The organism is Nocardioides korecus (assembly GCF_054778395.1).
Genome location: NZ_BAAGZO010000002.1, coordinates 118,190 through 142,622, shown reverse-complemented (window position 1 = coordinate 142,622; position 24,433 = coordinate 118,190). Strand labels below are relative to the sequence as shown.

19 protein-coding genes and 1 pseudogene are annotated in these 24,433 nt (G+C 67.0%); 5 read left to right on the top strand and 15 right to left on the bottom strand.

Translation table 11 applies throughout. The features are described from left to right. Nucleotides 1–230: 230 nt before the first annotated feature. Complete coding sequence (locus ACYVDA_RS03960; protein ID WP_206063247.1) at nt 231–902, bottom strand: TetR/AcrR family transcriptional regulator; 672 nt, start codon at nt 900–902, stop codon at nt 231–233. A 63-nt stretch (nt 903–965) separates the two neighbouring features. Here ACYVDA_RS03960 and ACYVDA_RS03955 point away from each other — a divergent pair, with 63 nt between their 5' ends. Further along, complete coding sequence (locus tag ACYVDA_RS03955) at nt 966–2,159, top strand: acyl-CoA dehydrogenase family protein (RefSeq protein WP_460815144.1); 1,194 nt, start codon at nt 966–968, stop codon at nt 2,157–2,159. A 416-nt stretch (nt 2,160–2,575) separates the two neighbouring features. On the opposite strand, the gene ACYVDA_RS03950 is transcribed toward ACYVDA_RS03955, so the two are convergent. From ACYVDA_RS03950 to ACYVDA_RS03930, 5 genes and pseudogenes are all read right to left on the bottom strand, one after another. Next, nucleotides 2,576–4,141, bottom strand: a complete 1,566-nt coding sequence (locus tag ACYVDA_RS03950) for an aldehyde dehydrogenase family protein (protein ID WP_166084042.1) — start codon at nt 4,139–4,141, stop codon at nt 2,576–2,578. A 1-nt stretch (nt 4,142) separates the two neighbouring features. After that, nucleotides 4,143–5,741: a GMC family oxidoreductase gene (locus tag ACYVDA_RS03945; RefSeq protein WP_166084041.1), complete on the bottom strand. Its 1,599-nt coding sequence runs from the start codon at nt 5,739–5,741 to the stop codon at nt 4,143–4,145. Then, the gene (locus ACYVDA_RS03940; RefSeq protein WP_240917107.1) at nt 5,738–6,934 is read right to left on the bottom strand and encodes an NAD(P)/FAD-dependent oxidoreductase; all 1,197 of its coding nucleotides are present in this window, start codon (nt 6,932–6,934) and stop codon (nt 5,738–5,740) included. The genes ACYVDA_RS03945 and ACYVDA_RS03940 overlap by 4 nt, the downstream gene beginning before the upstream one ends. Nucleotides 6,935–6,963: 29 nt before the next feature. Continuing rightward, nucleotides 6,964–8,337 (bottom strand): annotated as a pseudogene (locus ACYVDA_RS03935) (cytochrome P450); the annotation flags it as partial. Between the two features lie 16 nt (nt 8,338–8,353). Then, entirely contained in the window at nt 8,354–8,674 is a 321-nt protein-coding gene (locus tag ACYVDA_RS03930; RefSeq protein ID WP_166084037.1) for a 2Fe-2S iron-sulfur cluster-binding protein, read from the bottom strand. Between the two features lie 158 nt (nt 8,675–8,832). Between ACYVDA_RS03930 and ACYVDA_RS03925 the strand changes: the two genes are divergently transcribed. Beyond that, on the top strand, nt 8,833–9,804 hold the full coding sequence (locus ACYVDA_RS03925; RefSeq protein WP_240917106.1) for an AraC family transcriptional regulator: 972 nt from the start codon (nt 8,833–8,835) through the stop codon (nt 9,802–9,804). A 156-nt stretch (nt 9,805–9,960) separates the two neighbouring features. Here the strand turns inward: ACYVDA_RS03925 and ACYVDA_RS03920 are convergent, their stop codons facing one another. The 7 genes from ACYVDA_RS03920 to ACYVDA_RS03890 form a co-directional block, all read right to left on the bottom strand. Continuing rightward, nucleotides 9,961–10,698 carry a transglutaminase-like domain-containing protein gene (locus ACYVDA_RS03920; RefSeq protein ID WP_240917105.1) on the bottom strand — a complete coding sequence of 246 codons (738 nt, stop codon included), beginning with the start codon at nt 10,696–10,698 and terminating at the stop codon, nt 9,961–9,963. After that, entirely contained in the window at nt 10,695–12,161 is a 1,467-nt protein-coding gene (locus tag ACYVDA_RS03915) for a cytochrome P450 (protein ID WP_166084036.1), read from the bottom strand. The genes ACYVDA_RS03920 and ACYVDA_RS03915 overlap by 4 nt, the downstream gene beginning before the upstream one ends. Next, nucleotides 12,158–12,988 carry an SDR family oxidoreductase gene (locus ACYVDA_RS03910; protein ID WP_166084035.1) on the bottom strand — a complete coding sequence of 277 codons (831 nt, stop codon included), beginning with the start codon at nt 12,986–12,988 and terminating at the stop codon, nt 12,158–12,160. The genes ACYVDA_RS03915 and ACYVDA_RS03910 overlap by 4 nt, the downstream gene beginning before the upstream one ends. Beyond that, nucleotides 12,985–13,635, bottom strand: a complete 651-nt coding sequence (locus ACYVDA_RS03905) for a lysophospholipid acyltransferase family protein (RefSeq protein ID WP_166084034.1) — start codon at nt 13,633–13,635, stop codon at nt 12,985–12,987. Before ACYVDA_RS03905 ends, ACYVDA_RS03910 begins: the two co-directional genes overlap by 4 nt. A 1,618-nt stretch (nt 13,636–15,253) precedes the next feature. After that, nucleotides 15,254–15,757, bottom strand: a complete 504-nt coding sequence (locus ACYVDA_RS03900; protein ID WP_166084033.1) for a hypothetical protein — start codon at nt 15,755–15,757, stop codon at nt 15,254–15,256. Between the two features lie 2 nt (nt 15,758–15,759). After that, the gene (locus ACYVDA_RS03895; RefSeq protein WP_166084032.1) at nt 15,760–16,428 is read right to left on the bottom strand and encodes a DUF433 domain-containing protein; all 669 of its coding nucleotides are present in this window, start codon (nt 16,426–16,428) and stop codon (nt 15,760–15,762) included. 348 nt (nt 16,429–16,776) lie between these two features. Continuing rightward, nucleotides 16,777–17,796, bottom strand: a complete 1,020-nt coding sequence (locus ACYVDA_RS03890; RefSeq protein WP_166084031.1) for a hypothetical protein — start codon at nt 17,794–17,796, stop codon at nt 16,777–16,779. Between the two features lie 458 nt (nt 17,797–18,254). On the opposite strand from ACYVDA_RS03890, the gene ACYVDA_RS03885 reads away from it, so the two are divergent. Further along, the gene (locus ACYVDA_RS03885; protein WP_166084030.1) at nt 18,255–18,461 is read left to right on the top strand and encodes a hypothetical protein; all 207 of its coding nucleotides are present in this window, start codon (nt 18,255–18,257) and stop codon (nt 18,459–18,461) included. Here ACYVDA_RS03885 and ACYVDA_RS03880 read toward each other — a convergent pair. Both ACYVDA_RS03880 and mobF read right to left on the bottom strand, forming a co-directional pair. Then, nucleotides 18,428–18,775 (bottom strand): sulfate permease, encoded by a 348-nt coding sequence (locus ACYVDA_RS03880; protein ID WP_166084029.1) that lies wholly within the window; start codon nt 18,773–18,775, stop codon nt 18,428–18,430. The genes ACYVDA_RS03885 and ACYVDA_RS03880 overlap by 34 nt on opposite strands. 111 nt (nt 18,776–18,886) lie before the next feature. Next, the gene (gene mobF, locus ACYVDA_RS03875) at nt 18,887–22,417 is read right to left on the bottom strand and encodes a MobF family relaxase (protein WP_206063362.1); all 3,531 of its coding nucleotides are present in this window, start codon (nt 22,415–22,417) and stop codon (nt 18,887–18,889) included. Nucleotides 22,418–22,762: 345 nt separating this feature from the next. On the opposite strand from mobF, the gene ACYVDA_RS03870 reads away from it, so the two are divergent. Next, a complete protein-coding gene (locus ACYVDA_RS03870; protein WP_166084027.1) occupies nt 22,763–23,386 on the top strand; it encodes a hypothetical protein in 624 nt (207 codons plus the stop codon). Continuing rightward, nucleotides 23,371–24,330: a hypothetical protein gene (locus ACYVDA_RS03865; RefSeq protein WP_166084026.1), complete on the top strand. Its 960-nt coding sequence runs from the start codon at nt 23,371–23,373 to the stop codon at nt 24,328–24,330. Before ACYVDA_RS03870 ends, ACYVDA_RS03865 begins: the two co-directional genes overlap by 16 nt. Nucleotides 24,331–24,433: the final 103 nt, after the last annotated feature.

Below are 24,433 nucleotides of genomic sequence, written 5' to 3'. Positions count from 1 at the left end.
CCGAGTCATAGGGCACCGGTTCCACCAACCCCCCGTCAACTGGAGGGGCTCGGTCGTGACCTGGCTCGGAGCGCCCCGTGGGCTCGTTGAGTCCGAACACCATCTGCTACCGGCTCCGACAAGGCGAGGAAGCTCTTGGGCGGCGCAGTAACGAGTGCCAGCGCGGAGGTCGCCGTCGCCCTTCGCCGTGTCGAGGTGTGTCACAGTCGACGACGCTCCACGACACCGAGTCATGGGACGGTGAGCAGGCTTTCGTCGTCGATCGCCAGCCCCACGTTTTGGGCAACGTCACGCAGAACCAACCAGACTTGGTGGGCGACCCGGGTCACGACCTCAGGTTGGGACTCGTCGTGGTGGTCAAGCCACCAGATGATGCCGGCGTCGACCATGCCCATCAGGCCCGCCATGACGCCATCAGGGAGGTCGACCTCCACGTCGGGGGTGCGCAGATAGGCCGATGCGGCGGCTACGACCTCCCCCAGGAATCGCGTGCGCCCCAACCGGGCTCGATGGGTTGCCTTGGTCTGCTGACGGGCCGCCATGAAGCGGTAGAGGTTCGGGTGCTCCTCAGCCCAACCTACGGCGGCCGCGATCACACCCTCGATAATCACCGGCGCGGTCCCGCTCCGCCGCATCGCGGGACGCACTGCCTCGATGAGCTGGGTGGCGGCGAATCGCAGCACCTCGCCCTCGAGGTCGTCTTTGCTGTCGAAGTGCCGGTAGACGTGGGGTCGCGCAACGCCGGCCCGCTCAGCGATCTGAGCCGTGCCAACCCCTGCGCCGTACTCCTCGATCGCGGCAGCCGCAGCGACAACGATCTGCTCGCGTCGTGGCGCTCGGTGAGACTCGTGCGCGGTCGACCGGCGGACGACTGCCGTGTCCACCCACTTCGCGAGATCCACGGCGGGCAATCTAGCTCATGGGTCTGGCGCCGGTCCACGTTGCACCCGTACGCTTGGTACAGCTTGTACCCGGAGCACGACCAGCCCTATGGAGGATTTATGCCTGGCCGCCGTTCGCCCTGGATGAACCAGGACCTCGACGACTTCCGCGATCTCGCCCGCACCTTCTGCGAGAAGGAGATCAAGCCCAACATCGAGCGTTTCATCGAGAACAAGCGAGTCGACCGCGAGCTCTGGACCCGCGCCGGCGAGGTGGGTCTGCTCTGCGCCTCGATCCCCGAGGAGTACGGCGGAGGTGGCGGCGACTTCTTCCATGAGGCGGTTCTCATCGAAGAGCAGGCCCGAGTCGGCGACGGCAGCTGGGGCGCCTCGCTGCACAGCGGCATCGTGGCCCACTACTTGTTGCACTACGGCACCGAGGAGCAGAAGCAGGAGTGGCTCCCCAAGATGGCGTCCGGAGAGGCCGTCACCGCCATTGCGATGACCGAGCCCGGAACCGGATCGGACCTGCAGGGCATCAAGACCAAGGCGATCCGAGAAGGTGACGACTACGTCATCAACGGCGCGAAGACCTTCATCACCAACGGCTACCACGCCGACATGGTGCTGGTGGCCTGCAAGACCAACCCCGAGGAAGCCGCGGCCGGCGTCTCGCTCATCCTGGTCCCGACCAGCTCAGAGGGCTTCCGGCGTGGCCGGGTCCTGGACAAGATCGGCCTCAAGGGGCAGGACACCTGCGAACTCTTCTTCGACGACGTGCGCGTCCCTGCCGGCAACCTGCTCGGCACCGAAGAAGGTCAAGGCTTCATCCAGCTGATGATGCAACTCCCTCAGGAGCGACTCATCGTCGCTATCAGCTGTGCCGCGTCGATGGACCTGATGCTTGACATCACCCACGAGTACACGCTGTCTCGTGAGGCGTTCGGCAAGCCGATCTTCGGATTCCAGAACACCAAGTTCAAGCTTGCCGAGGTCGCCACCGAGGCCCGCGTGACCCGCGCCTTCGTCGACGAGTGCATCGAACTCCACGTCAAGGGTGAGCTCGACATCCCGACCGCCGCGATGGCGAAGTACTGGTCGTCGGAACGCGCCCAGCAGGTCGCCGACACCTGTCTGCAGCTCCACGGCGGCTACGGATACATGGAGGAATATCCCATCGCGCGAGCTTGGACCGACCTACGGATCAGTCAGATCTACGCCGGCACCACTGAGATCATGAAGGAGATCATCGCGCGGTCACTGCCGAAGCCGAGTTGATCTGGCAGCGCTCGCGAGGAGCAGCGGTACGTGGCTGAGAGAATCGCGACGCGGGCAGGACCACTGCCCGCCACTCGTGCATCAAGGAGGTGGGGACGTTGAGAACGGGCGGGTGCCCACAGACCGCCCGTTCCGGCTCACGGGTGCAGTAGCCAAAGTGCGCAGAGAAGGCTCCGCCGCCCGCCCCGAGACCGGCGGCAGAGACGGCCCACTCGCTGGCCCCTGCCGTCGTCACCGACTCACTGGAGAGGTGGTGACGACCAGATGTGTGCTCACCGCCGACCCGGCCGTCACGTGGCAGCCAGCGATGTCCATGAACCGCGGCAGTTCCCCGGGTCAAAGCAATGTGGGAACGCACACGTGCCCGAGAGATCCCAGTCGGCTACGTGCGCTTGCCACCACGAGCCCTCGAGTGATCAGTCTGCGCGTCCGCGGATCGTCTCGAGCGGCCTTCGCGGGAGCTTCGGCAGCTGGGAGGCGCGCCCGTGCAGAGCGAGGAGGATGGTGGCCAATGTCGAGTCCTGGGCCGGGGTGCGGTCGAAGGTGGTGAGGTTCAGCGGCGCTCTGAACCGGGTCCGGGTGACGGCCTTTGCGTAGGCGAACTCCCGCAGCCCCTCGGGCCCATGGATCCGCCCGAAGCCCGAGTCACCCACCCCGCCGAAGGGAAGCGACGGGACCCCCGCGAACGAGATCACCGAGTTGATCGAGGTCATTCCGGTGCGCAGCCGGCGCGCGAGATCGTCACCGCGCTTGGCGGTGTAGATCGCCGACCCCAGGCCGTACTTGCCGCCGTTGGTCAGCTCGACTGCCTCGTCCATGTCGCGCACCTTGCGGACGGTCACCGTCGGCCCGAACGTCTCCTCCGCAACCGCCTCACTGTCCTCGGGCACGTCGACGAGCACGGTCGGCTGCACGAACCGGTCCCCCACCGCTTCGGCGCCGCCCACGACTGCCCGTCCGCCGTGCGCGAGCGCGTCGGCAACATGACGGCGTACGACGTCGAGCTGGCCGGGCATGGTCATCGGGCCGATCTTCGCGTCGACGTCGGTGCCGGCGTGCACGGCGCGTGCGCGCTCGGCGAGCAGTTCGACGAACCGGTCGTGGACCTGCTCGTGGACGTAGACCCGCTCGACACCGGCGCACGTCTGGCCGGCGTTGCTGAACGCCCCCCACGCGGCCGCGTCTGCCGCGGCCTCGAGGTCGGCGTCCTCGTCGACGAGAAGCGCGTCCTTGCCGCCGGCTTCGATGACAACCGGGGTCAGTGTCTCGGCGCAGGCGGCCATCACCCGTTTGCCGGTGGCGGTCGAGCCGGTGAAGGCGATCTTGTCCACGCCGGCCCGGCACAGCGCCGCACCGGTCTCGCCGTAACCGGTCACGACCTGCAGCAGTGCGTGATCGGGCACGACCTCGCGCAAGCTGTCGGCGAGCCAGGTGCCGACACCGGGCGTCAGCTCGCTCGGCTTGTAGACGACGGTGTTCCCGGCGGCCAGGGCGTAGGCGATCGAGCCAATCGGCGTGAAGACCGGATAGTTCCAGGGGCCGATGACACCGACGACGCCCATCGGGAGGTACTCCACTGATGCGGCCTGGTTGGCCAGTAGCAGGCCTGACGAAACTCGCCGGCGGCCGAGCACCTTCTCGGCGTGTGAGCCGGCCCAGGCGAGGTGGTCGATCGCCAGGGCGCACTCGAGCTGGGCGTCGCCGTGCGGCTTGCCGGTCTCCTGGTGGACGAGCTCGCACAGCTGCGCGAGCCGGCGGGTGATGACGCCGCGCCACTGGGTCAGCACCTGCTTGCGGCCGTCGAAGCCGAGCCCGGCCCACCAGTCCGCAGAGGCACGCGCCCGGGCGACGGCCGCCCGCACGTCGGCCTCACCGTGGACGGGGTGGACACCCACGACGTCACCGGTCGCGGGGTTGACCGACTCGAGCGTGGCCCGCCCCGATGCGCTGTCCTTGGGCGTGGTGGAGGTGGTCGTCGTCATGTCAGGCCTTTCCGCGCAGAAGGTCGGCGGCACGCTCGCCGATCATGATCGTGGGTGCGTTGGTGTTGCCGCGGGTCACCATCGGCATCACGCTGGCGTCCGCGACCCGAAGGCCCTCGACGCCGCGGACCCGCAACTGCGGATCGACCACCGCGCGCTCGTCGCCACCCATCGCGCAGGTGCCGACGGGGTGGTAGAGCGTCTGGGTGTAAGCGCGGATGTGATCGACGATCTGCGCATCGGTCGGGTCCTCGCCCCAGGCCTCCATCGTCGGCAACCCCGGCCCGGCGACGTGCCCGGCAAGCGGACCCGTCGAGGCCGTCTCGAGCATCCGGCGCACGCCGGCGGTCATCGCGTCGAGGTCAGCCGGGTCGTCGTAGTAGCCGGGATCGATTTCGGGGTGCCAGCGCGGGTCGGTGGAGCGCAGCCGCAGCGTTCCGCGGCTGGCCACCGATACGAGGGTCGGCGCGACGGTCACCTTCCGTGCGGTGGCCTCGTGCAAACCGTTGTCCCAGAAGCCAGTCGGAGCCACGTGCACCTGCAGGTCGGGCGCCGGGAGGTCGTCCCGGCTGCGCCAAAAGCCGCCGCCCTCGGCGACGTTCGAGACCAACGGGCCTGTGCCGGTCGCCTTGGCCCGGGCGAACTGCACCAGGTTGTTGTGATCCATCAGGTCGGTCGTCCCGCGGGTGCGGAACACCAGCGGCACGGCCGGGTGGTCGTGGAGGTTCTGCCCGACGCCCGGCAGGTCGACGACCACCTCGACGCCCACCTCGCGCAGGTGCGCACCGGGCCCGATGCCGGAGAGCATCAGCAGCTGCGGAGAGTTGATCGCGCCTCCCGCGAGCACCACCTCCCCGTCGACGTACGCCGTGCGGGTCCCGCGCCCGTGCTGGTAGGCGACGCCCACGGCCCGGCCGCCCTCGACGACGACCCGCTCGACGAGCGCGCCGGTCCGGACCGTGAGGTTCGGTCGCCCGTCCGCCGGCTCGAGGTAGGCCTTCGCGGTCGACCAGCGCCGCCCCTTGCGGCAGGTCACCTGGTACAGCCCGGCACCCTCCTGCTCGGCGCCGTTGAAGTCGTCGGTCGGCTTGAACCCGGCGGTCACGGCCGACTCGACCCAGGCGGTCGTGAGCGGATGGGTGTAGCGACGGTCCTCGACGTGCAGCGGCCCGTCCTGGCCGTGAAACGGCCCGCCTAACCGGGTATTGCCCTCGGACCGGACGAACGCAGGCAACACGTCCTCGAACCCCCACCCCGTGGCACCGTAGGCGTCGCGCCAGGTGTCGTAGTCCGCACGGTTGCCGCGGATGTAGATCATCGCGTTCATCGACGAACAGCCGCCGAGCCCCTTCATCCGCGGCCAGTAGGCGCGGCGGCTCTGCAGCTGCTTCTGCTCGGCTGTCTGGTAGTTCCAGTCCCACCGGGTCTTGAAGAGGTTGGCGAATGCCGCGGGGATGCTCACCTCGTCGGCGTCGGCGGGGCCTCCGGCCTCGAGCAGCAGGACCGAGACCGACGGGTCCTCAGTCAATCGGGCCGCGACCACCGCGCCGGCACTGCCAGCCCCGACCACCACGTGGGTGAAGACTTCTCGGTCCGTCACGACGTCCCCCTTGACTCGACCGCCTGCTCGAGCGCACCGGGGTCGACCCGGTCTCCCTGCGCGAGCATGCGCTTGCTGGTCACGAAATCCCGTGGGCGGTTGACGCAATCAGCGGCTAGCAACTCACCGCCGCGCAGGTAGTAGCAGGTGAAGTCGCGGTCACGGGTCGGGTCGCCGTTCAAGACGATGTCGTCGTAGCCGGTGTTGAGTCCCGCGATCTTGAGCTTGAGGTCGTACTGATCGGACCAGAACCACGGGAGTGCCGCGATCTCCTTGTCCTTGCCACAGATGGTTGCCGCCGCCACCTTGGCCTGCTCCACCGCACTTGGAACCGACTCCAGACGGATCCGGCGGCCGTAGCGGGGCATGTCCTGCGAGGTGCAGTCCCCTGCCGCCACGATGGTGGGATCGCTGGTGCGGGCGTGGGCGTCGATCAGGATTCCGTCGTCCACGACCAGGCCGGCTTTCTCGGCCAGCTCGGTGGTCGGCTCGATCCCGATCCCGACGATCACGAGGTCGGCCACGACGGAATCCCCACTGGCGAGCACGACCTCCCGCACACGGCTGTCGCCGACCAGGGCCTCGACCAAGGCGTTCGTCCTCACGTCGACACCCTCACTTTGGTGAACCCGCGTGAAGAACGCCGAAACCTCCGGAGCGGTGACCCGCTCGAGGACTCGGTCTGCGGCCTCGAGGACCGTGACGTGGAGGCCCAACGCGCGCAGCGACGCCGCGGTCTCCAGACCGATGTACCCACCCCCGACGATGACGGCGTTCCGCCCCGGTATCGCGTCCTCGCGAATCCCCTCAACGTCTGATGACCGACGCAGGTAGTGCACGCCGTCGAGATCGGCGCCCTTCGCGGCGAGACGTCGGGGGCGCGCTCCTGTGCACAGAGCAAGAGCGTCGTACGCCAACCGCTCACCGGTGCCGAGCACGAGTTCGCCCGCCGACCTGTCGATCTCCTCCACGGTGGCGGCCACGCGCTTGATGTCCTGCTTGAGGTAGAAGTCCTCCGAGCGGATGGCCAACTCCGTCAGGCCGAGCTTGCCGGCGAGGTACGCCTTGGACAACGGAGGTCGCTGGTACGGGAGCACCGGTTCGTCGCCGACGAGCAGGATCTCGCCTGACCAGCCTCCCTGGCGAAGGCTGGTGACCAGCTGCGCGCCGGCGTGGCTGGCCCCGACGACCACCGCCCGCCCTGAGCTCATTCGGCGCGCTTGGGGGTGAGCTCGACCATCAGCTTGCTGATGCCGCGGACGAAGTTGGACTGCACGTATTCCGGCTCTCCGACGACGTCGATCCGTTCGAAACGCGGGAGCAGCTCTTCCCAGAGGATCCGCAGCTGCAGCTCGGCCAATCGGTTGCCCATGCACCGGTGCACGCCGAACCCGAAAGCGATGTGGTTGCGGGCGTTGCGGCGGTCGATGATCAACTCGTCCGGTCGCTCGAACACGGTCTCGTCACGGTTGCCGGAGGCGTACCACATGACTACCTTGTCACCCTTGCGGATGAACTGGCCGTTCAGCACTGTGTCGGTCTTCGCGACCCGCCGCATGTAGGCGAGCGGCGTCTGCCAGCGGATGATCTCCGAGACCATCGTTGGGATCAGCTCGGGGTTGGCCTTGAGCTTCTCGAACTGGTCGGGGAACTGGTTCAGCGCGAGAACGCCCCCACTCATCGAGTTGCGTGTGGTGTCGTTGCCCCCGACGATGAGCAGGATCAGGTTGCCTGCGAACTCCATGGGACGCTTGATCAGGTCCTTGGTGCTCTCGTCGCTTTGCAGCATCGTGATCAGGTCGAACCCGGGCTCTTCGCCGGCGGCGAGCCGGGCGGCCTTGTCGTGCCACAGCGCACTGAGGCCCCGCGCCATGCCCACCATGCCGCGGAACAGCTCGTCGTTGTCGGATGGCCCGCCGTTGGCTTGCTCCATCGAGGTCGCCAGGTCCGACCACTCGACGAGCTTGTGGCGCTCTTCGAAGGGGAAGTCGAGCAGCGTGGCCAGCATGCGCGCGGTCAGCTCGATCGACACCGTGCTCACCCAGTCGAAAGGTTCGTTGACCGGCAGGCTGTCGAGGACGTCCCTGACGCGCTCGCGGATGAGCCCCTCCATCTCGCGGAGGTTCTTCGGAGCGACGACACCTTGAACGGCGCGCCTCCGGACGTCGTGCTTGGGCGGGTCCATGGCGATGAACATCGCGATGTCCATGAATCGCGGCGGTTCCCCGATGATGATGAATGGTTCTGCCGAGAAGACCTCGTGGTTCTTGTCCACCGCGATGATGTCGGCGTGCCGCGTCACCGACCAGAACGGCCCGAAGGGACTGTTGGGCTGGTAATGCACCGGGGCTTCGTTGCGCAGCCGCTCGAAGTAGGAGGCCCAGCGCCCCTGCCGGTAGAGGAAGGGGTTGCTGAGGTCGATATCAGCCAGCGCGACGTCCTCGACGGGCGGGATCGGGCGTTCGACGAACATCTTCTTCCCGTTCGTGCCGGTGAGCCACCGTCGACCCTTGTCGTACAGGTGCGCGCCCTGGACCTGTCGATCCAGCGGGATGGCCGCCTCGACCTTCGTCTTCACTGTTTCGGGGATCTTCATCTCGTCGAACCTCCTGCTACCACTGGGACTCGGGCAATTGCACGGTCAAGCCGTCCCACGACTGGGAGACCTTGACTTGGCACGACAGTCGGGAGGTCGGCTGTCGGTCGGGGTTCATCGACAGCATCTCTTCCTCCTCAGGGCCGGACGTGCCGACCTTGTCGGCCCAGGAGGGATCGACGACGACGTGGCAGGTGCCGCAGGCGGCCTCTCCCCCGCAGTCAGCATCGATGCCTGGAATGGCGTTGTTCGTCGCCACCTGCATCAGCGAGCTGCCCTCCTCGAGAGGTGCCTCGTGCTGTTCCCCGTCGTATGACATGAAGGTGACCACTGCCATCTGCAACTCTCCTTATCGCCGCAATTGACGTCTCCCCTGATGGTGGTCGTCGACCACCCTTAGGGCCATGTCGTACCGTGTCAGGATGTTGTGAATTCGGATCACGCTTGGGGGTTGCTGTGTGGACTGAGGAGCCAGGTGTCCCGTCGCTGGCCTTCGTGCAGCTGCTGAGCAGTCCGGCGATCGACGAGGACGCCGTGGAGCGTTTCCGCGTCATCATGGCGCGCGAGGGAACCGGTGAGCTGGCTCTCATCCAGACCCAGGACGAGGCGCCGCTGCGGTGGTTCCGCGAGGTCTATCCCGACCTCGACACCGAGCAGGCCACCCGGCTCGGGATCGCTTGCGCAGAACAGGCCCAGCTCACGTCATTCGGACCGTTGAGCGTCCCGTTGGTCAGCGCGTGCACCGTCGCCGAGGTCGTGCAGCTGCTCACCTATCTGCCCTTGATCACCAAAGCGGTCACCACGGAGTTCCATCCACAGAAGGACGACCTGACGATCCGGTTGTCGGGGAACGCAGGAGACGCCGATCTCGACTGTCTGGTCGTCACCTACTGCGGACTGGCGCTCATGCGGTTGATCGACCTGCTGGTCGGCGAGGCGTCGGAGGCGACCATGCACAGCCGCTGGCCTGAGCCGAGCTTGCTACCCCGAGAGGCCAAGGGCGCGTCCCGGCTCGTCTTCGACGCCCCGTTGTCCTACCTGCACATGCCTGCGACGACGCTTGCCGCCGCCTGCCGCTTCCCCGACCCGATCACCTACGGACTTGCCGTCACCCAGCTCCAGGAGGCGCTCGCACGCCGAGCCGGCACGCCGGAGTTCACCCGCAAGGTGCAGGCCCTGTTGGACGAAGGGTGCGGGGCCAGGACGATCCAGTCGGTCGCGGACGAGTTCTCGATGTCCGCGAGCACCCTGAAGCGCCGCCTCGCCGCTGAGGGGACCAGTTTCCGCGAGCTGCTCCAGGAGTCACTGCTCGGCCGCGCCTCGATGCGGCTCCTCGACCCCGCCAGGTCAGTCAGCGAGGTCGCCACCGAGCTCGGCTACAGCGATCTCACGAACTTCTCGCACGCCTTCAAGAGATGGACCGGCAGCTCACCGAGTCACTTCCGACGGGTGCACCAGCAGCCGTGAGCACACGGGTTCATGCGGGTTCATGCGGCGCCGACAGGACCTAGTTGTACCGAGTCGCGGGAGATCGTCGACGCTCAGGCTCACGTGTCGCCCAATCAGGAGGGACGAGGCAACCACCTGTGACCTGGGACGCCGGCTGCCCTGGCTTCCCCGCGGTCAGGGCCGCCGGCTCCCGCTCGGCTGCGGGGATCCCGGGGCCTGGAACTCGTCCGTCGGGGCTTTGGCTCCGACAAGGTCGCCGTAGTGACTGCGGAGGGCAGCGAGGATCTCGGGGAGCGGGAGGTCGGCGAACCAGCCACGGTCGCGGACGTAATCCATGTGCTGGGCGCCGTCCGCACTGTGCTGGTGGAGCAGCGCGTCGCTGCGGCCGTCGAAGTCGATCGGTTCGACGCCGAAGCGTGCGCAGAGCTCTCGGTTGAACGCCGGGGTCGCCTTGACCCAGCGACCGTCGAGCAGGAGCTCGCTGTAGCCGTGGTAGACGAACAGATCGGTACCGCCCATCCGCTGACGCAGCGCGTATGTCTGCAGGTGGTTGCGGACATCGCAGAACCCGAGCCGGGAGGGAATGCCCGCGGCCCGGGCCACCGCCGTCAGCAGCACCGCCTTCGGTACGCAGTACGCCGCCCTCGCAGTCGCGACGTACGAGGCGCGGTAGTGGACGGGGTCGTCGGAGACCGAGTACGGGTCGTACCAGACACGGTCGCGCACCGCCGCGAAGATGCGCGCGGCGACATCGAGCGGCTCGGTGGCGTCCCCGACCGCGGATGCGGTGAACAGCTGAACTGATTCGCTCTCCCAGTCGAGGAAGAAGGTGGACTCGAGGAACGTGCTAGACGCAGATGCTACGGATTCCCCCGCTGGCGTCTCGTCGTCCGATGCGTCCCTGCTGATCACCGGTCGACTCTCGTGAACCGCACCGGAAGTCCGTCCACAGGAATGGGAAGCGAGGTGTTGTCCCACCTCACCTCGTAGTCATGTGGCACCGTCCAGGAGTGGGTGAGCAGCATCTGGTGCAATATCGCCTTCACCTCCAACGTCCCGAAGTGCAGACCGATGCACTTGTGCACGCCCCCACCGAAGGGGATCCAGGCGTTGCGGTGGGACCTGTCCTCTCGACGGGCCGGCCCGAATCGGTCGGGGTCGAAGTCGTCGGGGTTCGACCAGCATGCCGGGTCGAAGTGGTTCACCGCCGGCGCCACCGCGACGAGCGAACCCGTGGGGATGAAGTGCCCCTCGACCGCGGTGTCCTTGACCGCTCTGCGCATCACCAAGGGGACCGGCGCTACCAGTCGCAGTGACTCCTTGACGATCAGGTCGAGCGCGGTGAGGCCCTCCAGGGCCTCGATGTCGATGTCGCCACCCGACTCGGCCAATGCGACCGACTCGCGTCGCGCCCGCTCCTGCCACTGGGGATGCTTGGCCAGGAAGTAGGTGGCGGCGGCGGTGGCGATCGTCGAGGTGTCGTGAGCGGCCATCATGAGGAAGATCATGTGGTTGACGACATCCTCGTCCGAGAAGCTCTCGCCGTCGGTCGTACCGGCGTGGCAGAGACCGGCGAACAGGTCGTTGCCCCCGCTGGCCCGCGTCTCCGGCAGGTGGCGGTAGAAGTAGTCCTCCAACACCCTGCGACCTTTGATTCCGGCGCGGTAGCGGGTGCCGGGAAGCGGTAACCGCACGATCGAGCTGGAGGCGCGCACGGTGTCCACGAAGGCTTTGTTGATGGCGCGAGTGTCCTCCCCGCCCCGACCCCCCATGAACACCTCGGTGGCGATGTCCAGGGTCAGCTCCTTCAACAGCGGGTAGAGCGTGATCGTCTCGCCTGTCGTCCACGCCTCCACGCCCTGGCGTGCCTGGGGGAGCACCTGGCCCACGTACCCGGCGAGCCGCTCACGGGTGAATGCCTCTTGCATGATGCGCCGGTGCATCAGGTGCTCATCGAAGCTCATCAGCATCAGGCCGCGGTGGAAGAACTTGTCGATGAGGAAGGTCCACCCGTCCTGGGAGAACGCCTTGTCGGTGTTGGCCAAGGCGGTCTGCGTCGCGGAGGGACCCGCGATGACGACCACCTTCTTGCCGAACGCCCCCATCCAGGACACGGGGCCCAAGCGCTGCCACCTCTCGCGACCGAGCCTGGAGCCGAACCGGATGTAGTCGACAGTGTGACCGAGGAACGGCAACCCGCTGTCTCCCATGACCGCCTTCAGCCCGCTACCGGCCGGGGGGTCGGCCAGGACCCGGTTCGGCCAGCGCCGTGTGAGATCGAAGAGCGCGTCGTCGACTGGTCGTGGCGTCGGAAACAGAAGGAGGGAGGAGTACCGATCGCGGAGTCTCCTGCCCGGTGACAGCAGAGTGATCATGACTTCCGGGCCCTTTCCTCATAGGCGCTTCGCGCCTGTTGGTCGACACCACCCAGGAACATGCGGTCGCTACCGAGTCGTCGCGCGAGGCCTTCGGACCATGCCGCAGGCATGAGCCGTTGTGCCTTGAGCAGCGCGCCCATGGGTCGGGTGACATAGACCCGTGGCCGCGGGTGGGCCAGCAGGTCAGCGATGGCCTCGGCGATCTGCTCGGGCTCGGCGTTCCGGAAGCCCTTGGGGCCCTGCGTGCCGGCGACGAGCTCGGTGTTGGTGAACGTTGGCAGCACGAGCGAGACGTCCACTCCGCTGGTGCGGTGCTCAAGCCTGACGGCATCGGTGAACGCGATCACGGCCGCCTTCGTCCCGCAGTAGGTCGCAAGGCCAGGGACGTACGCCTCCCCCGCCATCGAGGCGATGTTGATGATGTGGCCACTGCGGCGCGGCAGCATCGAGTCCAGGGCCAGCTTGGTGCCGGTGATCACTCCATGGACGTTGATGTCGACCATGCGACGAGCAACCTCCTGCCCCTCGTCCACCGTGGGCCCGACGGGCATCACACCGGCGTTGTTGACCAACGCGTGAGGAACTCCGAGTCGGTCGGTGACCATGTGGTAGAACGCCTGGAACGACTCCGGGTCGGTCACGTCGAGTCGGCCCACCGCGTCGAGATCAAGTTCTCTGTCAGTCTCGAGCAGACGGGTTTCGTCGACATCGCCGACGGCCACCTTCATTCCCAGGCTCTTCAGCGTCCTGGCGGTCGCGTAGCCGATCCCGCGGGCGCCGCCAGTGATGACCGCGACCTTGCCTTCCAGTGCTGGAGCAGTCATGTGCCGTTGACCTTTCGTGTGTCGGCCCAACCCGCGTGGGCTGGCCGGTTGGTGTCCTGACGTGGGCAGCAGGTGGTTCTGATCCGGTCGACCACCCGCGCACGGAGCGCTGGAACGTCGTCGCGGGAGAGCCCCGTGGTGGTCAGGGGTTCGCTGATGATCACGTGGACGGTCCCGGGGCGGATGAGCAGTCGCTTGGCGGGCCAGACGTCTCTGGTGTCCAGTACGCACGCCGGAACGATCGACACTTGGCTTGCCACTGCGACCTCGAACGCGCCGGCACGGAACGGGAGGAGCTCCCCGCGACGGGAGGTCGTTCCCTCCGGGAAGACGAGCAGTGGCACGCCTTCCGCCAGGTTTCGGGCCGATTCGTCCTGGATCGTCGTCCGGTCCGGGGTGAGCCGGTCGACCTTCACCATTCCCAGCGCCCGGAGAGCTGCCCCGAGAAGCGGCACGTCGAACAGCTCCCGCTTGGTCATGATGCGGAGCGAGCCGCGGGACAGCGCCAGATAGACAATGGGGTCAAGGTTCGACTGGTGGTTGGACACCACGACGCAGGCGCCGCCATTGCCCAGGTGCTCTCGACCATGGACCCTGAGCCGGGCACCAACGCACAGCAGCCAGCAGCGACTCCACAGATAGAGCATCCGGTTCGAGAAACCGCGAGACCGCCACCGTGCGGGACATGCCAGGAGTCCGGTCGCAATGACCATCGTTGCCAGGCCTCCGCCTCCCAGAGCGAGCGGCGTGCGGAGCGCGGCCCTCATCTCCCCCCAGGCGAGCGCTGGCACCATCACAACGGCGTCCCCGTCAGCGGTGTAGTGCTGGAGCGAGGACCGAGGACGAGGCGATCGCGGCGAGGACGCCGCAGAGCGGGAACGCTCATCGAACTCTCCATCCTTCCGTTTACAGAAATCTAGCAAGTGATAACGAAACTTACTAGATTGCTCGATGTGTAAACGCCCCAGTCCTGCGAACGCCGACTTTGATGGGGAGGTCCAGGGCAAGCCGCACGAGCACGAGTCCCGCGTCGTTGGCAGCGGCAGACGACCACGCCGCGGGCGGCGTCACACACCGAGAAAGTGGACCAGCTCCGCCATCGCCGCGCCGCAGGTTGAATCCTGGATGGGGGATGTACAGGCGATGACCAGGGTGAGGTCACCCGGAACGCGGGTGCGCAGAAGCCGTGCTCCACCTACATCCCGGATCCATAGCCAGCTCGCCGCGATCTCCAGACCCCCTGCACGGACCACGTACTCGACGTCGCGGCAACGGCCCCCTCGGATCCCGCGGCCGTCGCTCCCGGAGGTACTCTCGTCCCGCACGCCGCGAAGCACCGCCACCCACAACACAGGACGCATGCCCGCCGCATACACCCCGCCTTCAGTCCTCGTTCCACCAAACCCATTGGAGGGCGCCGGACCTTGGCCGCGAGCCGCACAAGTTGGATCGCGTTGCGCGGCCCGCAAACCAGCCTCGCTCAGCCTCGTCCCGGCCGTTGACATCGCTGGGTACCCACCCAGGGATGGCGGTAGCACGACACCCGTTGGGCGGTTGTCGACGGGTCGATGGACTCCCGGATCCACCCCCCTGATCACGCGAGACACATCAACTCGACCCGTCCGCGGTTCAGTTTCGTCCACAGATTCCACGCAGCCGCTGGCGAGAACTACGAGGGCCAGAACGGCCGTTGCCGCGCTCCGAGCAGGCACAACTCACCTCATCCCTCACGAGGACTTGTAGAACTGCTGTTTGTACTAGCAGTCTAAGTCCGTCTCACCGTCTAGGTCGAGCGGCTGCCTGCAGTGCATGCCAGCGAGCGTCGACCCGCGAGGCTGGGTTTGCTGCGGGCGTGGAGTCTCACCGCGATGCCGGAGTGGCCGAGCTCCTCCCAGACTCCACTGGTGCCTGCCGCCCCCAAGAGTTTTCGAGCTCCGGAAACTAGACCGGGCCACCCACCGTTGGTTCGCGGGGCTCAAGGCCTTCGACCTAACCTGGAGCAGGCGCCACCACTCGGGATTTGAACCGAAGGCCTCTGGACGCCATCAGGGGCATCGCGGCTACTACGATCTCGGGCCGGAAACTACCGATTCGCTCGGTGTGGTGAGGGATTCGCCCTCGCTTCCAGTCTCAGGCTACCCGTCTAGTACCGAGTCGGACTGACCCAATCTGGACACAAAATGGACCCGATCGAATCCGGCTAGACGTTGGTTCGCGGTCACGAGGCGCAGCGGTAGCCGCCCATGCGCACTCGGGTCGGTCCGGCTACTCGTCCGGCGAAGAGGGTGAGCGTGGTTCTTCAGACACTGGCGCCTTGTGTCGCTTCCACAGGTCGTCAACGTCAGCGCCCTGCTTGTCGGCGATCTTCTTCAGGTACTCCCACGCCGGCCTTGGCGTCGTCGCTCTCGGGCGGTGACGGATGACGTTGGCCTGGTTTGGCAGCAGCCGGTGTTCGAGACCCGGCAACTCCTGGAGCAAGGCGGCCGTCGCCTTCAACGGATCGTGGCCGGCTGCCTCGATGACCAGCACTGTGAGCTTGGTGTCGACCATCGCTGCGACCGTCGGGGGGTCGTCGAGCATGTGGTAGTCGGTAGTCACCAGGCCGTCATAGTTGCGGCGGCTGAGTTCGCGGACGAGTTCGCTGTCAGCCATCCGTGAGAGGGCTGGGTCAATCTTGGTGAGGTGTTCCAGGGTGAGGCCCGGCGGAACGAACTGCTGGAAGGCGTGGACCAGTGGCAGCGGGAAGTTCTGGTCGAGGGCGAGCCGCATGGTCAGGCGGCGAACTCAAGGGTGCCTAGCTGTTTCTCGAGGCTGACAGCGTCATCGACGACGTGCTCGGACAAGTCGTACATGGCGGCGATCTGCCCCGTCGAGAACCCGTCCCGCGACAGTGAGGCCAAAGCGAGCGAGGTAATGCGGGTGTCGACCACATGCGGCTCGCCGGAAACCTTTCCCGGGATGATGCGCAGGTTCGCGCGTGGCGCGAGCAGGTCCGGGCCCTTGACTTCGCCGTCGATGGTGAACGCCTCCGTCAGACCCCAAGTCTGGAGTTTGGGAAGTGCGTGGGCGCCATGAAGGTCGACCACGTCCTCGTGGAGGCGGACGAAGATTCGGCCGCGGGGGTCGACCAGGATGGGGCTGCGGCCTTCAGCGGCGTCCCAAAGGTCGAGGTCGTACTCGTCGAGCAAGGCTAGAGCTTGGCGAACCATCGGCATCGGGCTGGCTTTGATGTCGGCCCCGGCCTTCTCGTGACGCAGCCAGTGGACGATACGCAGGGTCATCAGGTCGCCGAAGGACCACAGCTTCTCCTGGACCGGCGAAACACTCGGGACCACGATTCCTTGGCGGGCCCACCAGTAGATGGTCGACTTGGGTACGCCAGAGAGCGCGGCGGCGCGGTTCGCGTCGTAGCACCCGTTGAACACGCTGGTCGGAGTCACATAGCCATCATCCATGCCACGCGCTGGCCGGTCTACGAGGATCGCCCAGAGCCCGCTACGCACCGACAAGCAGGTCCGGGCCTCGAGAGGCGGCGGTATGACCCACCCGCGCCGGCCAAGCAGTGGGCCGGCGTTCAGCGGGTCCACTTGCGCTTCGCTGTCGTCTCACCGCACCCCGTGGGCCTTCGCGACGGTTACAGCGGTGCGGCATACAGGACTGCGATTACGCAGGCGGCAAAGACTGTGAAGATGGCGATCAAGCGCAGGGTCGTGCCCCATCCGCCCTCGATGGCGACCCGGATCGTTTTCCAGCAGGCGGGACTCGCCCTGACGATCTGCAACATCACGTCACCCCTTCGGCTTCTTCAAGCCGCTTTTGGGTGCGCGGGTCGAGGACCGCTTCCCCGTCGACCCCTTCTTGGCTGGCTTGGTGGCGGAGCGGTTGCCCGGCCCCTTCTTCGCGCCCGAGCTGGTCGACTTCGACTTCGACTTCGGCGTCACCGCGGCGCGGTCCTGGGCCCCCTTCTTCGCGGCGGTTCGCGCCGCCGAACGGGAAGCCGTGCTGAAGTCACCGTTGAGGCTGTAGTAGAGGTGATAGGTGTAGCCCTTGAGAGCCAATCCGGCCTTGATCTGATCGCGGCGGACGGAGACGAGTCCGAGGTCCTCCAGTTCGGTGAAGCCTTTGGCCGCCGACGAGGCGGAGATTCCGTACCACTCCTCGACCTGCTTGTGGGTGACGTGGAACTTGGCGTCGTTGTCGTTGGTCTCCTTCAGGAGCAGCAGCAGCATGCACAGCCCCGGGAGAGACAGGGCGTCAAACCACTTCTCGGTCCAGAACGCTCCGGGCAGTTGGAAGTAGCGATCGATCCTCTTCTGGCCGTTCGGACGTTTGTAGTCCGACTTGGTGTCCTCGCGCCGCGGTACGACGTGTGCCATGCGCCGGACCCTCGTGCGGTCGACGAGGCCCATGTCGACGAGGTTGCTCCACGCCTCCGAGAGGCTGGAATGCGACCACGTCAGGGAACCGCCGGTCACGGTCACGAGACGGAGCCAGACCTCGGATCGGAGCGGATCACGGTCGGGCTTCCACAGCGTGAGCAGCATCAGGTAGAGGATGAGTGCCCGCTTCTTCTTGTTCTTGCAGATCGCTGCGAGGGTCGACGAGCGGTCGCTGCCGCTGTGCTTCTGGACGAAGACGTGGCGGACGACGGTGTACTCGGCGCCGGTGAAGCGCACCATGTCTTCTCGCGCCGAGTCGGGCGTCGCGACCTTCGTGGGGTCGACGCTGTGCCGGGACACGGTCGTCACTGCGGCGCCCGCAACGGCGACGGAGGACGACTTGCGCGTCCGGCTCGACTTCGTACTCATGGCTAACACGGTACGCCGGACCCCGGGGTGAGTGCGTCGCCACAGGATGGTGGCCTCGCCTCGTAGCACGTCGTGGGTTCTGGTTTCGTACATAACCCTGCAAGGCCATAGTGCGACTACCCTGCGACAAACTGCGATGAGTTACGAAGCCGAGGGAGAGGTGGGTTCGCGTGCGCACGCGGTCGTCGCGTTGAATCACGGTTCGTGAATCCCGGATTCATCAGGAATAGACCCAGACGCCGCCAGGGGCGCCGGTCGGACGACTTGCCCATCACGAACGGGCGCTACGGCAACGCGTCGAGCTCTGGTCGGAGGAATTCCACAAGACCCCGCCACACCTCCATTCCGATTCGGGCGGCGGCCGAGACCCGGAGAACCTGCATGCCTGCATCAACTGGGCACACCAACATCTCGGCTACCTGCCAGGCAAGACGCCCGAGGAAGCCATTGCCAAGGCGGTGGATCCGGGCAGCGGCGCCCACAACGGCGACTGGAAGGCCTATTGGGCAGACAGGGTGACGTCGGAACTGCACCTGACGCCGTCCGAATCGGTCAACGCGGACCAGGTCCTGAACATCCAGCGCACAGCTGTTGCGGGCCTCGCGGACGATTGCGAGCTGCTGCGCGAGATCTACCTGACCGTGGATCGCATCATTCCCTGGTGATCGGAGTCGGCCCGCCCCTGAACGAAGCTTCGCAACTGCATGGCCGGGCTCAGCATGCCGATCACAACGAACTTAAGTGCATTCCAGGCGAACAGCATCACCAGCACGTTGAGATAGCCCGGGCCGCCGCGCTGGATGACGACTGTGCAGACACTCATCGCGAACAGGTAAGTCGGCGTGGCAACGAGCGCGACGGGGACAGCCCATTTGAGGCCGCACGGGGTACGCAGCCAGTCGACTGCTCGGTTGCTGGGCATGTGGAAGGCCAGGTGGCCGTGGATCGCGGCGGCGAGGCGGAAGCACGCGCTGAGCATGATGGGCTCCTTCGGGTCGGCTCACTCCCACCCATACGTCCGACCGCCGACAGGAGGGGCGCAGCCGCGCCCTCCTGTGGGGAAGTGGCCAGCGCTTCACCCTGTGGAGCCCTAACCGATCGCCCGCCCACCCTGCTCGACCGCCCGGCTACGCCCCTCCTCCGCGGCAGCAGCCTCCTCGCGGATTGCTCGTGCACGCGTGATCGCCTGCTCGGCGCGGGCGGCGTCGAGCTTCTGGGCCTCGCTGCGGGGCTCGCCGAGGGCGCTGCGCTCCTCAGCCCCGTAGCGGTCGCGGTAGGCGGCCACGGTCCGGACCTCGTGAAGCCAGCGCCGGCGGGCGGCATCGGATCTGGGTGGCGTGCCGAGCCGCTTGAGCCACCGCGCTTTCGACTCGACCGCCTGGTCGGCCAGCGTGAGCGCCCGGGACTCCATCAGGTCGTGCCGCTCGGTGAGGGCCTTCTCCATGTCGAGGCTCATCGGTCCGTCGGCGACAGGAATCAACCCGACGACCAGCTTGGGGTCAGGACGGCGCCTGCCCTGCCTCGGCCGCGCTGCCTCCTGGAGTCGGCTGATCAGCACCGCGCCGATGTCCTCGGCGTCGTCGAACGACCGACGACGCACGAGGGCCGGCAGCAGCCGGTCGACGTCGTGATGGTTCGATTCGGCACGCCGCAGCTCGGCGGTCAGTGGGCCGAACGACGCGGAGGTCAGCACCGCCTCGACCTGGGCGTCAGTGAGCCCGCTGCGCTCCAACAACCTGATCCACCGGTCGCGCTGGGCGGCTGCCGCGATGGTCTCGTACTCGGCAGCGAACTGGGCGATGGACGACCAGCGCTCCTGCTCGTCGACGATCATCTGGTGCGCCGAGCACTCCGCGCCAGAGTGCTGGAGCACGCCGTAGAGCACGGTGCGGGCGCTTACCTCGTCAGGCTCCGGTGGAGAGTGCCTCTCGTCGGGCTTGTCGAGCGCGACATACGCGGTGTTCGACTCCCGGCCGCGCGTCATCGACACGTAGAGGTTCTCCCGCGTGGTGGTGCCGGACACCACGACGTGGGATGTGTCGACCGTGATGCCTTGGGCACGGTGAGCCGTGACCGCATAGCCGAGGTCGACGTGCTCGGCGACGTACGCCGCGGGCAGGGTCACCGACCCCCCGAGTGCGACGCCGACGCGCTGGACCTGCATCGAGCCGTCCTTCGCGACATGGGCGGCTCGCCAGCGGTCGCCGTTGCGCACCCAGCCGCCGCGCAGGGTTCGGAGTCTACGGTCGTTCTTGCGCGTGATGACAAGGTCGCCCTCGGACACCTGCGTGCCGTCCGCGAGGTTCACCTCGATGCTGCCCGCCGGGCCGCCTCCGACGATGCGATCGGCCCTGGCACGCCGGTTGAGGACCTTCACGGTTTCCGCCGCCTCGGCGACGAGGATCGCCGACCGCCCGGCACGGACGTCGGCCGCCCAGGCCAGAAAGGCGGCATCCATCATCTCCTCGGTCGTGCCCTCGCGGACCCGGTCGTGGTGGAGGTAGGTGCCGATGACCTCGGGGTGTCCGAAGCGGAGGGCGAGCGACGCGGTCTTCTCCCACTCGTAGGTGAACCGTCGCACCTCGGTCAGCTCGGGGGTGTCGGGACGAATGGAGGCGAGGAGCGTGAATGCCCCTCCTGCGTCGACCGACTGGAGCTGCGCCCAGTCGCCGACCAGCAGCACCTTCGCACCGGCGTCGGCCGCCAGCCCCGTGAGCCGGTCAAGGGTGAGCGTGCCGGCCAGGGTGGCCTCGTCGATGATGATGAGCTGCCCCTTCCGGAAACGCGCTCGTCCACGGTCGAACTCGTGGAGCCACTTGGCGGTGTTCTCACACCCGATCCCCAGGTCCTCGGCCAGCACCTGCGCGGCGACCGCGCTCGGGGCGAGGCCGACGACGCTGCCCTTTCCGTGTGCCTTCGTCCAGGCGGTCTTCAGGGCGTGCATCGCGGTGGTCTTGCCCGCACCAGCCGGGCCGACAAGTAGGTCGACCTGCCTCCCGGACACGGCGATGCGAGCCAGTGTCTCGGCTTGCTCACTGCTCAACAGATGTTCCTTGCCGGTCACCCGCTCGACGACATCGAGGCGGACCCCCGGGGCGGTGAGGTCTGCCGAGCGCACCAACAGCCGGTCCTCTGCGGCGAGCAGCGCCTCGGAGGTGAAGACAACCGAGTGACGGGGCCGAAAGACGGTGGTGCCATCCTCACGGCGGAAGATCTCGGGGCTGGTCGCCAGCTCGGGAGGCGTCACCGCGAGCGACTCCTGCTTGGCGGCGTCGACAACCATGCCGACCACGGCTTCACGGTCCTCAGCCGTGGCGAAACGCCACCCCATCGTCTGCCGGGACGCCTCGGCCCACAGGTTCCAGTGCCGCCAGGTCGAGCGCTTCTGGCTGACGGCTCCGACGACGGAGACGCCGACCGCGCCGACCACGCCGAGCTGGATGTCGTCGGCTCGGAGCGCTGGAGGGGCGATCGGAGGGGCGGTGACCGTGCGCGCCCATTCCACAGCACCCCTCCCGAGAATCCTCTGCGCCCTCCCCCGCCACTCCTCGGTCAGATCGAAAAGCGACCGGATCTTCTTCTCGGGGCGGGTCGCGAGCGTCGCCTTGGCCCGCAACTGGATGACCTTCGTCGGGGAGGGACGGTGCCCCGTGCGGCCGACGTACTCCTCAATCAGCCGGTCCTTCTCCTTGTCGATGTGGCTGGACCGGCCAGAGAATTCACGGATCAGGGCCTCAGGGACGAGGGCAAGCTCCCACGCGGCGTTGCGCTCCTGACCTCGGTCGCGTCGCTCCCACTCGATGCCGAACAGCCGGGTGATCCGGTCGGCGAGCACGGCGTTGTAGTGCTCCGAGATCGCCACGTTGGCCTCGAACATCGGTAGCCCGTCCAGGCTGCGCCAGCGTCCGTCCGCCACGGTCTTGACCTTGTTGGAGAGGACGACGTGTGTGTGCAACTGCGGGTCACCGAGCCGCGAGTCCCAGTGGTCGTATGCCGTCGCGGCAACACCGACGATGTCCGCCTGCATCACCGCGCCGTCACCAGCAGCAACGCCCCTCCTCGTGACGCAAACCTCCCGCTCCATGAAGTCGAGCACGTCGGCGACGGCGTGGTGGTGGGCCTCCACGAGCAGGGCTTGTGTGCCGGCATCGGACACGCCCCACACAGCGGAGACGGACTTGGGAACGCTGAAGGTGTAGTCGAACCCGGCTACACCCTGTCTGCCGTTCGCCGACTCCTCTACCTCGATCTGAGCAACAGCTTCCGTTCGCTGCTCTCCGGTCAGGTCCGGGCTCAGCACCGCGACGCGGGCAGCCACCCGCGCAGCGAGGTTGGGGAAGTGCGGGAACGCCCGCCCCAGCTGATCGCCGGTGACCGGGTCACGCCCCATCCCGATCAGCAGCGAGAGCTGCTGGGCGGTCACGGTGTCGCCGCGCTCGATCTCACCGTCGCCGAATGCGTGGAGCGCAGATCCCATCCAGCGCCCCGGAGGGGTCCCCTCCTCTGTGTAGTACCTCGTGACCGGGTTTGGGTCGGAAATGTTGCGGTCCCCTCGGATCACGCTCTTGAGCAGGTAGTCGTAGCCCCGGCCAGCATTGATGCGGCGCATCGAAACCGTCATCGCCACGCACCTCCTTGGCGTGAAGGTGCACAACGGATTCCACAGCCCGCGGCGGGCCGAGTTGTCCACAGTTCCCGGGTCACAGAGCCCTCCTCGTTCTGCATGACGTGTATGTCGAAGGAGGTGGGTGCGCTCGGGGAGGTGGCAGCGCCGGAGCGACAGGAGCACCTGTGCAGCAGGGACGCGCACACGGCGGCAAGGACAGGAGCGACAGGTGCAGGACGGTTGCATTCGAGGGCCAAGGAGTGACTCAATAGGGCGTGGCTGCGCACTGCCGAACGGGCGGCAGGACGGTGGCTTCTTCCTTCTCGAGTCGTCCTCGCGAGGGAAGTCAGGAGCTCGGGTATGACGACATCACGAGGAGCAAGGGCAATCGCGGCCGCGGCGCTGCTACTGGTCGCCATGACGTCCTGTGCCAACGACGGGCAAGATCCCGCGGCGAACGCGAGTCCCACCCCGAGTTCGTCGACCCCGACCCCCACAGCGACCGCCACGCCGCCGTCTGACACCGAACTGGCGTCCGAGGCGGCGTCTGCCACGTTGCGGAAGTACTACGACGTCCGCAACCAACTTCGTCAGAACCCAAGCAGGCCGCTGAGTCTCCTCGACCAGGTCGCGATCAGTACCGAGCTCGCCGCGCAGAAGAACCTGTTCAAGAAGGAACGGAAGCAGGGGCTCCACCAAGTCGGCGCAACGAAGGTTGCCGAGCTTGAGGTCCAGTCGGTGAACCTCGACAACTCCGACCCCAAGGCCGGGAAGGTCCCCACGGTCCAGATCGACCTCTGCTTCGACGTCAGCAAGGTCGATGTCGTCGACGCCGACGAGAAGTCGGTCATCAGCCTCGATCGACCCGACACCGGGTGGATTCAGTTCCTTGTGTCGAACTACGAGTGGGAGACCGATCCCGACGCGGGATGGCGAGTCGCCTCCAGCAAGGACATCGAGCGCACGCCATGCGAAGCCTCGTAGCTCGTGTCGTCGCCACCTCGCTCGCAGCCGCGGGTCTACTCACTCTTGCCCCCGGCCCGTCCTACGCAGACCCGGTCTGCCAGGTCACGGACCCCGAGACTGGTGTCTGCCTGATCTACGTCGAGGTGCCGGGCACTCCCGGTAATCCGGGCGATCCTGGCGACGACGGGCCAACGGACACCGGCACCGGCGCGGCGTGCGCTTGGGATGGGACCGATCAGGGCATCACCAAGCCCCCGCCCGGACCGGTCCCCTGTTCCAGCGAGAACGGCTACTGGTCCAACGGCTACAACTGCTACATCTCGCTGCTCGATCCGCAGCCGCCGGCGGGCGACCCCAACTGGCAGGGTCACGAGCCGGGTGACGGCGCGGTCTACACCTGCTATCAGCCACAGACTGACCTCCTCATCTGGATCTGGTCCGCCGACCCGCCACCGAACTCCGGGGCAGGGCCGACGCCGCGCGAGGTCGCGCAGATCGCCATCGAGCAGATGGCACTCCGTGCGATCGACATCGGCATCGCACCTGAGCCTGGAGAGGACAGCATCGGGATCGTCGGCATGCCGGTGTGGATGTGGGCTGCCAACCCCGACAGTCACACGGTCGGACCGATTACCGAGTCGGCGTCCGCGGGTGGCGTCACGGTCACGGCGACGGCGCGGGTTCACAGGATCACTTGGGACATGGGAGACGGCACCCAGATCATCTGCACGACGACCGGCACGCCCTACAAGGCGTCCTACGGCAAGCAGCAGTCACCCGACTGCGGGCACGTCTATGCGAAGTCCAGCTCCACCAAGTCGGGCGGGAAGTACACGGTGACCGCGAGCTCGGACTGGGTCATCACCTGGGACGGGGCTGGGCAGACCGGGACCATCCGGCTGAACGGCCTGACTCGATCGGTCGCGATCGCTGTCGGCGAAGCGCAGGTGCTCGTGCAGTAGCGGGCAACGGAGAGGCGATGAGGATGAGCAGAACAGCCACCCGAGACGACAGGACCGTCGACCGCGAGACGGGTCCCGCCGCTAGGCAGCTTGTGCCGCCACC

What these genes read in the sequence shown, in the direction of transcription:
- ACYVDA_RS03870 (WP_166084027.1), top strand. Translation starts at nt 22,763, where the DNA reads ATGACGACATCACGAGGAGCAAGGGCAATCGCGGCCGCGGCGCTGCTA.
- ACYVDA_RS03930 (WP_166084037.1), bottom strand. Translation starts at nt 8,674, where the DNA reads ATGGCAGTGGTCACCTTCATGTCATACGACGGGGAACAGCACGAGGCA.
- ACYVDA_RS03905 (WP_166084034.1), bottom strand. Translation starts at nt 13,635, where the DNA reads ATGCTCTATCTGTGGAGTCGCTGCTGGCTGCTGTGCGTTGGTGCCCGG.
- ACYVDA_RS03880 (WP_166084029.1), bottom strand. Translation starts at nt 18,775, where the DNA reads ATGCTCAGCGCGTGCTTCCGCCTCGCCGCCGCGATCCACGGCCACCTG.
- ACYVDA_RS03910 (WP_166084035.1), bottom strand. Translation starts at nt 12,988, where the DNA reads ATGACTGCTCCAGCACTGGAAGGCAAGGTCGCGGTCATCACTGGCGGC.
- ACYVDA_RS03865 (WP_166084026.1), top strand. Translation starts at nt 23,371, where the DNA reads ATGCGAAGCCTCGTAGCTCGTGTCGTCGCCACCTCGCTCGCAGCCGCG.
- ACYVDA_RS03950 (WP_166084042.1), bottom strand. Translation starts at nt 4,141, where the DNA reads ATGACGACGACCACCTCCACCACGCCCAAGGACAGCGCATCGGGGCGG.
- mobF (WP_206063362.1), bottom strand. Translation starts at nt 22,417, where the DNA reads ATGACGGTTTCGATGCGCCGCATCAATGCTGGCCGGGGCTACGACTAC.
- ACYVDA_RS03900 (WP_166084033.1), bottom strand. Translation starts at nt 15,757, where the DNA reads ATGCGGCTCGCCCTCGACCAGAACTTCCCGCTGCCACTGGTCCACGCC.
- ACYVDA_RS03890 (WP_166084031.1), bottom strand. Translation starts at nt 17,796, where the DNA reads ATGAGTACGAAGTCGAGCCGGACGCGCAAGTCGTCCTCCGTCGCCGTT.
- ACYVDA_RS03915 (WP_166084036.1), bottom strand. Translation starts at nt 12,161, where the DNA reads ATGATCACTCTGCTGTCACCGGGCAGGAGACTCCGCGATCGGTACTCC.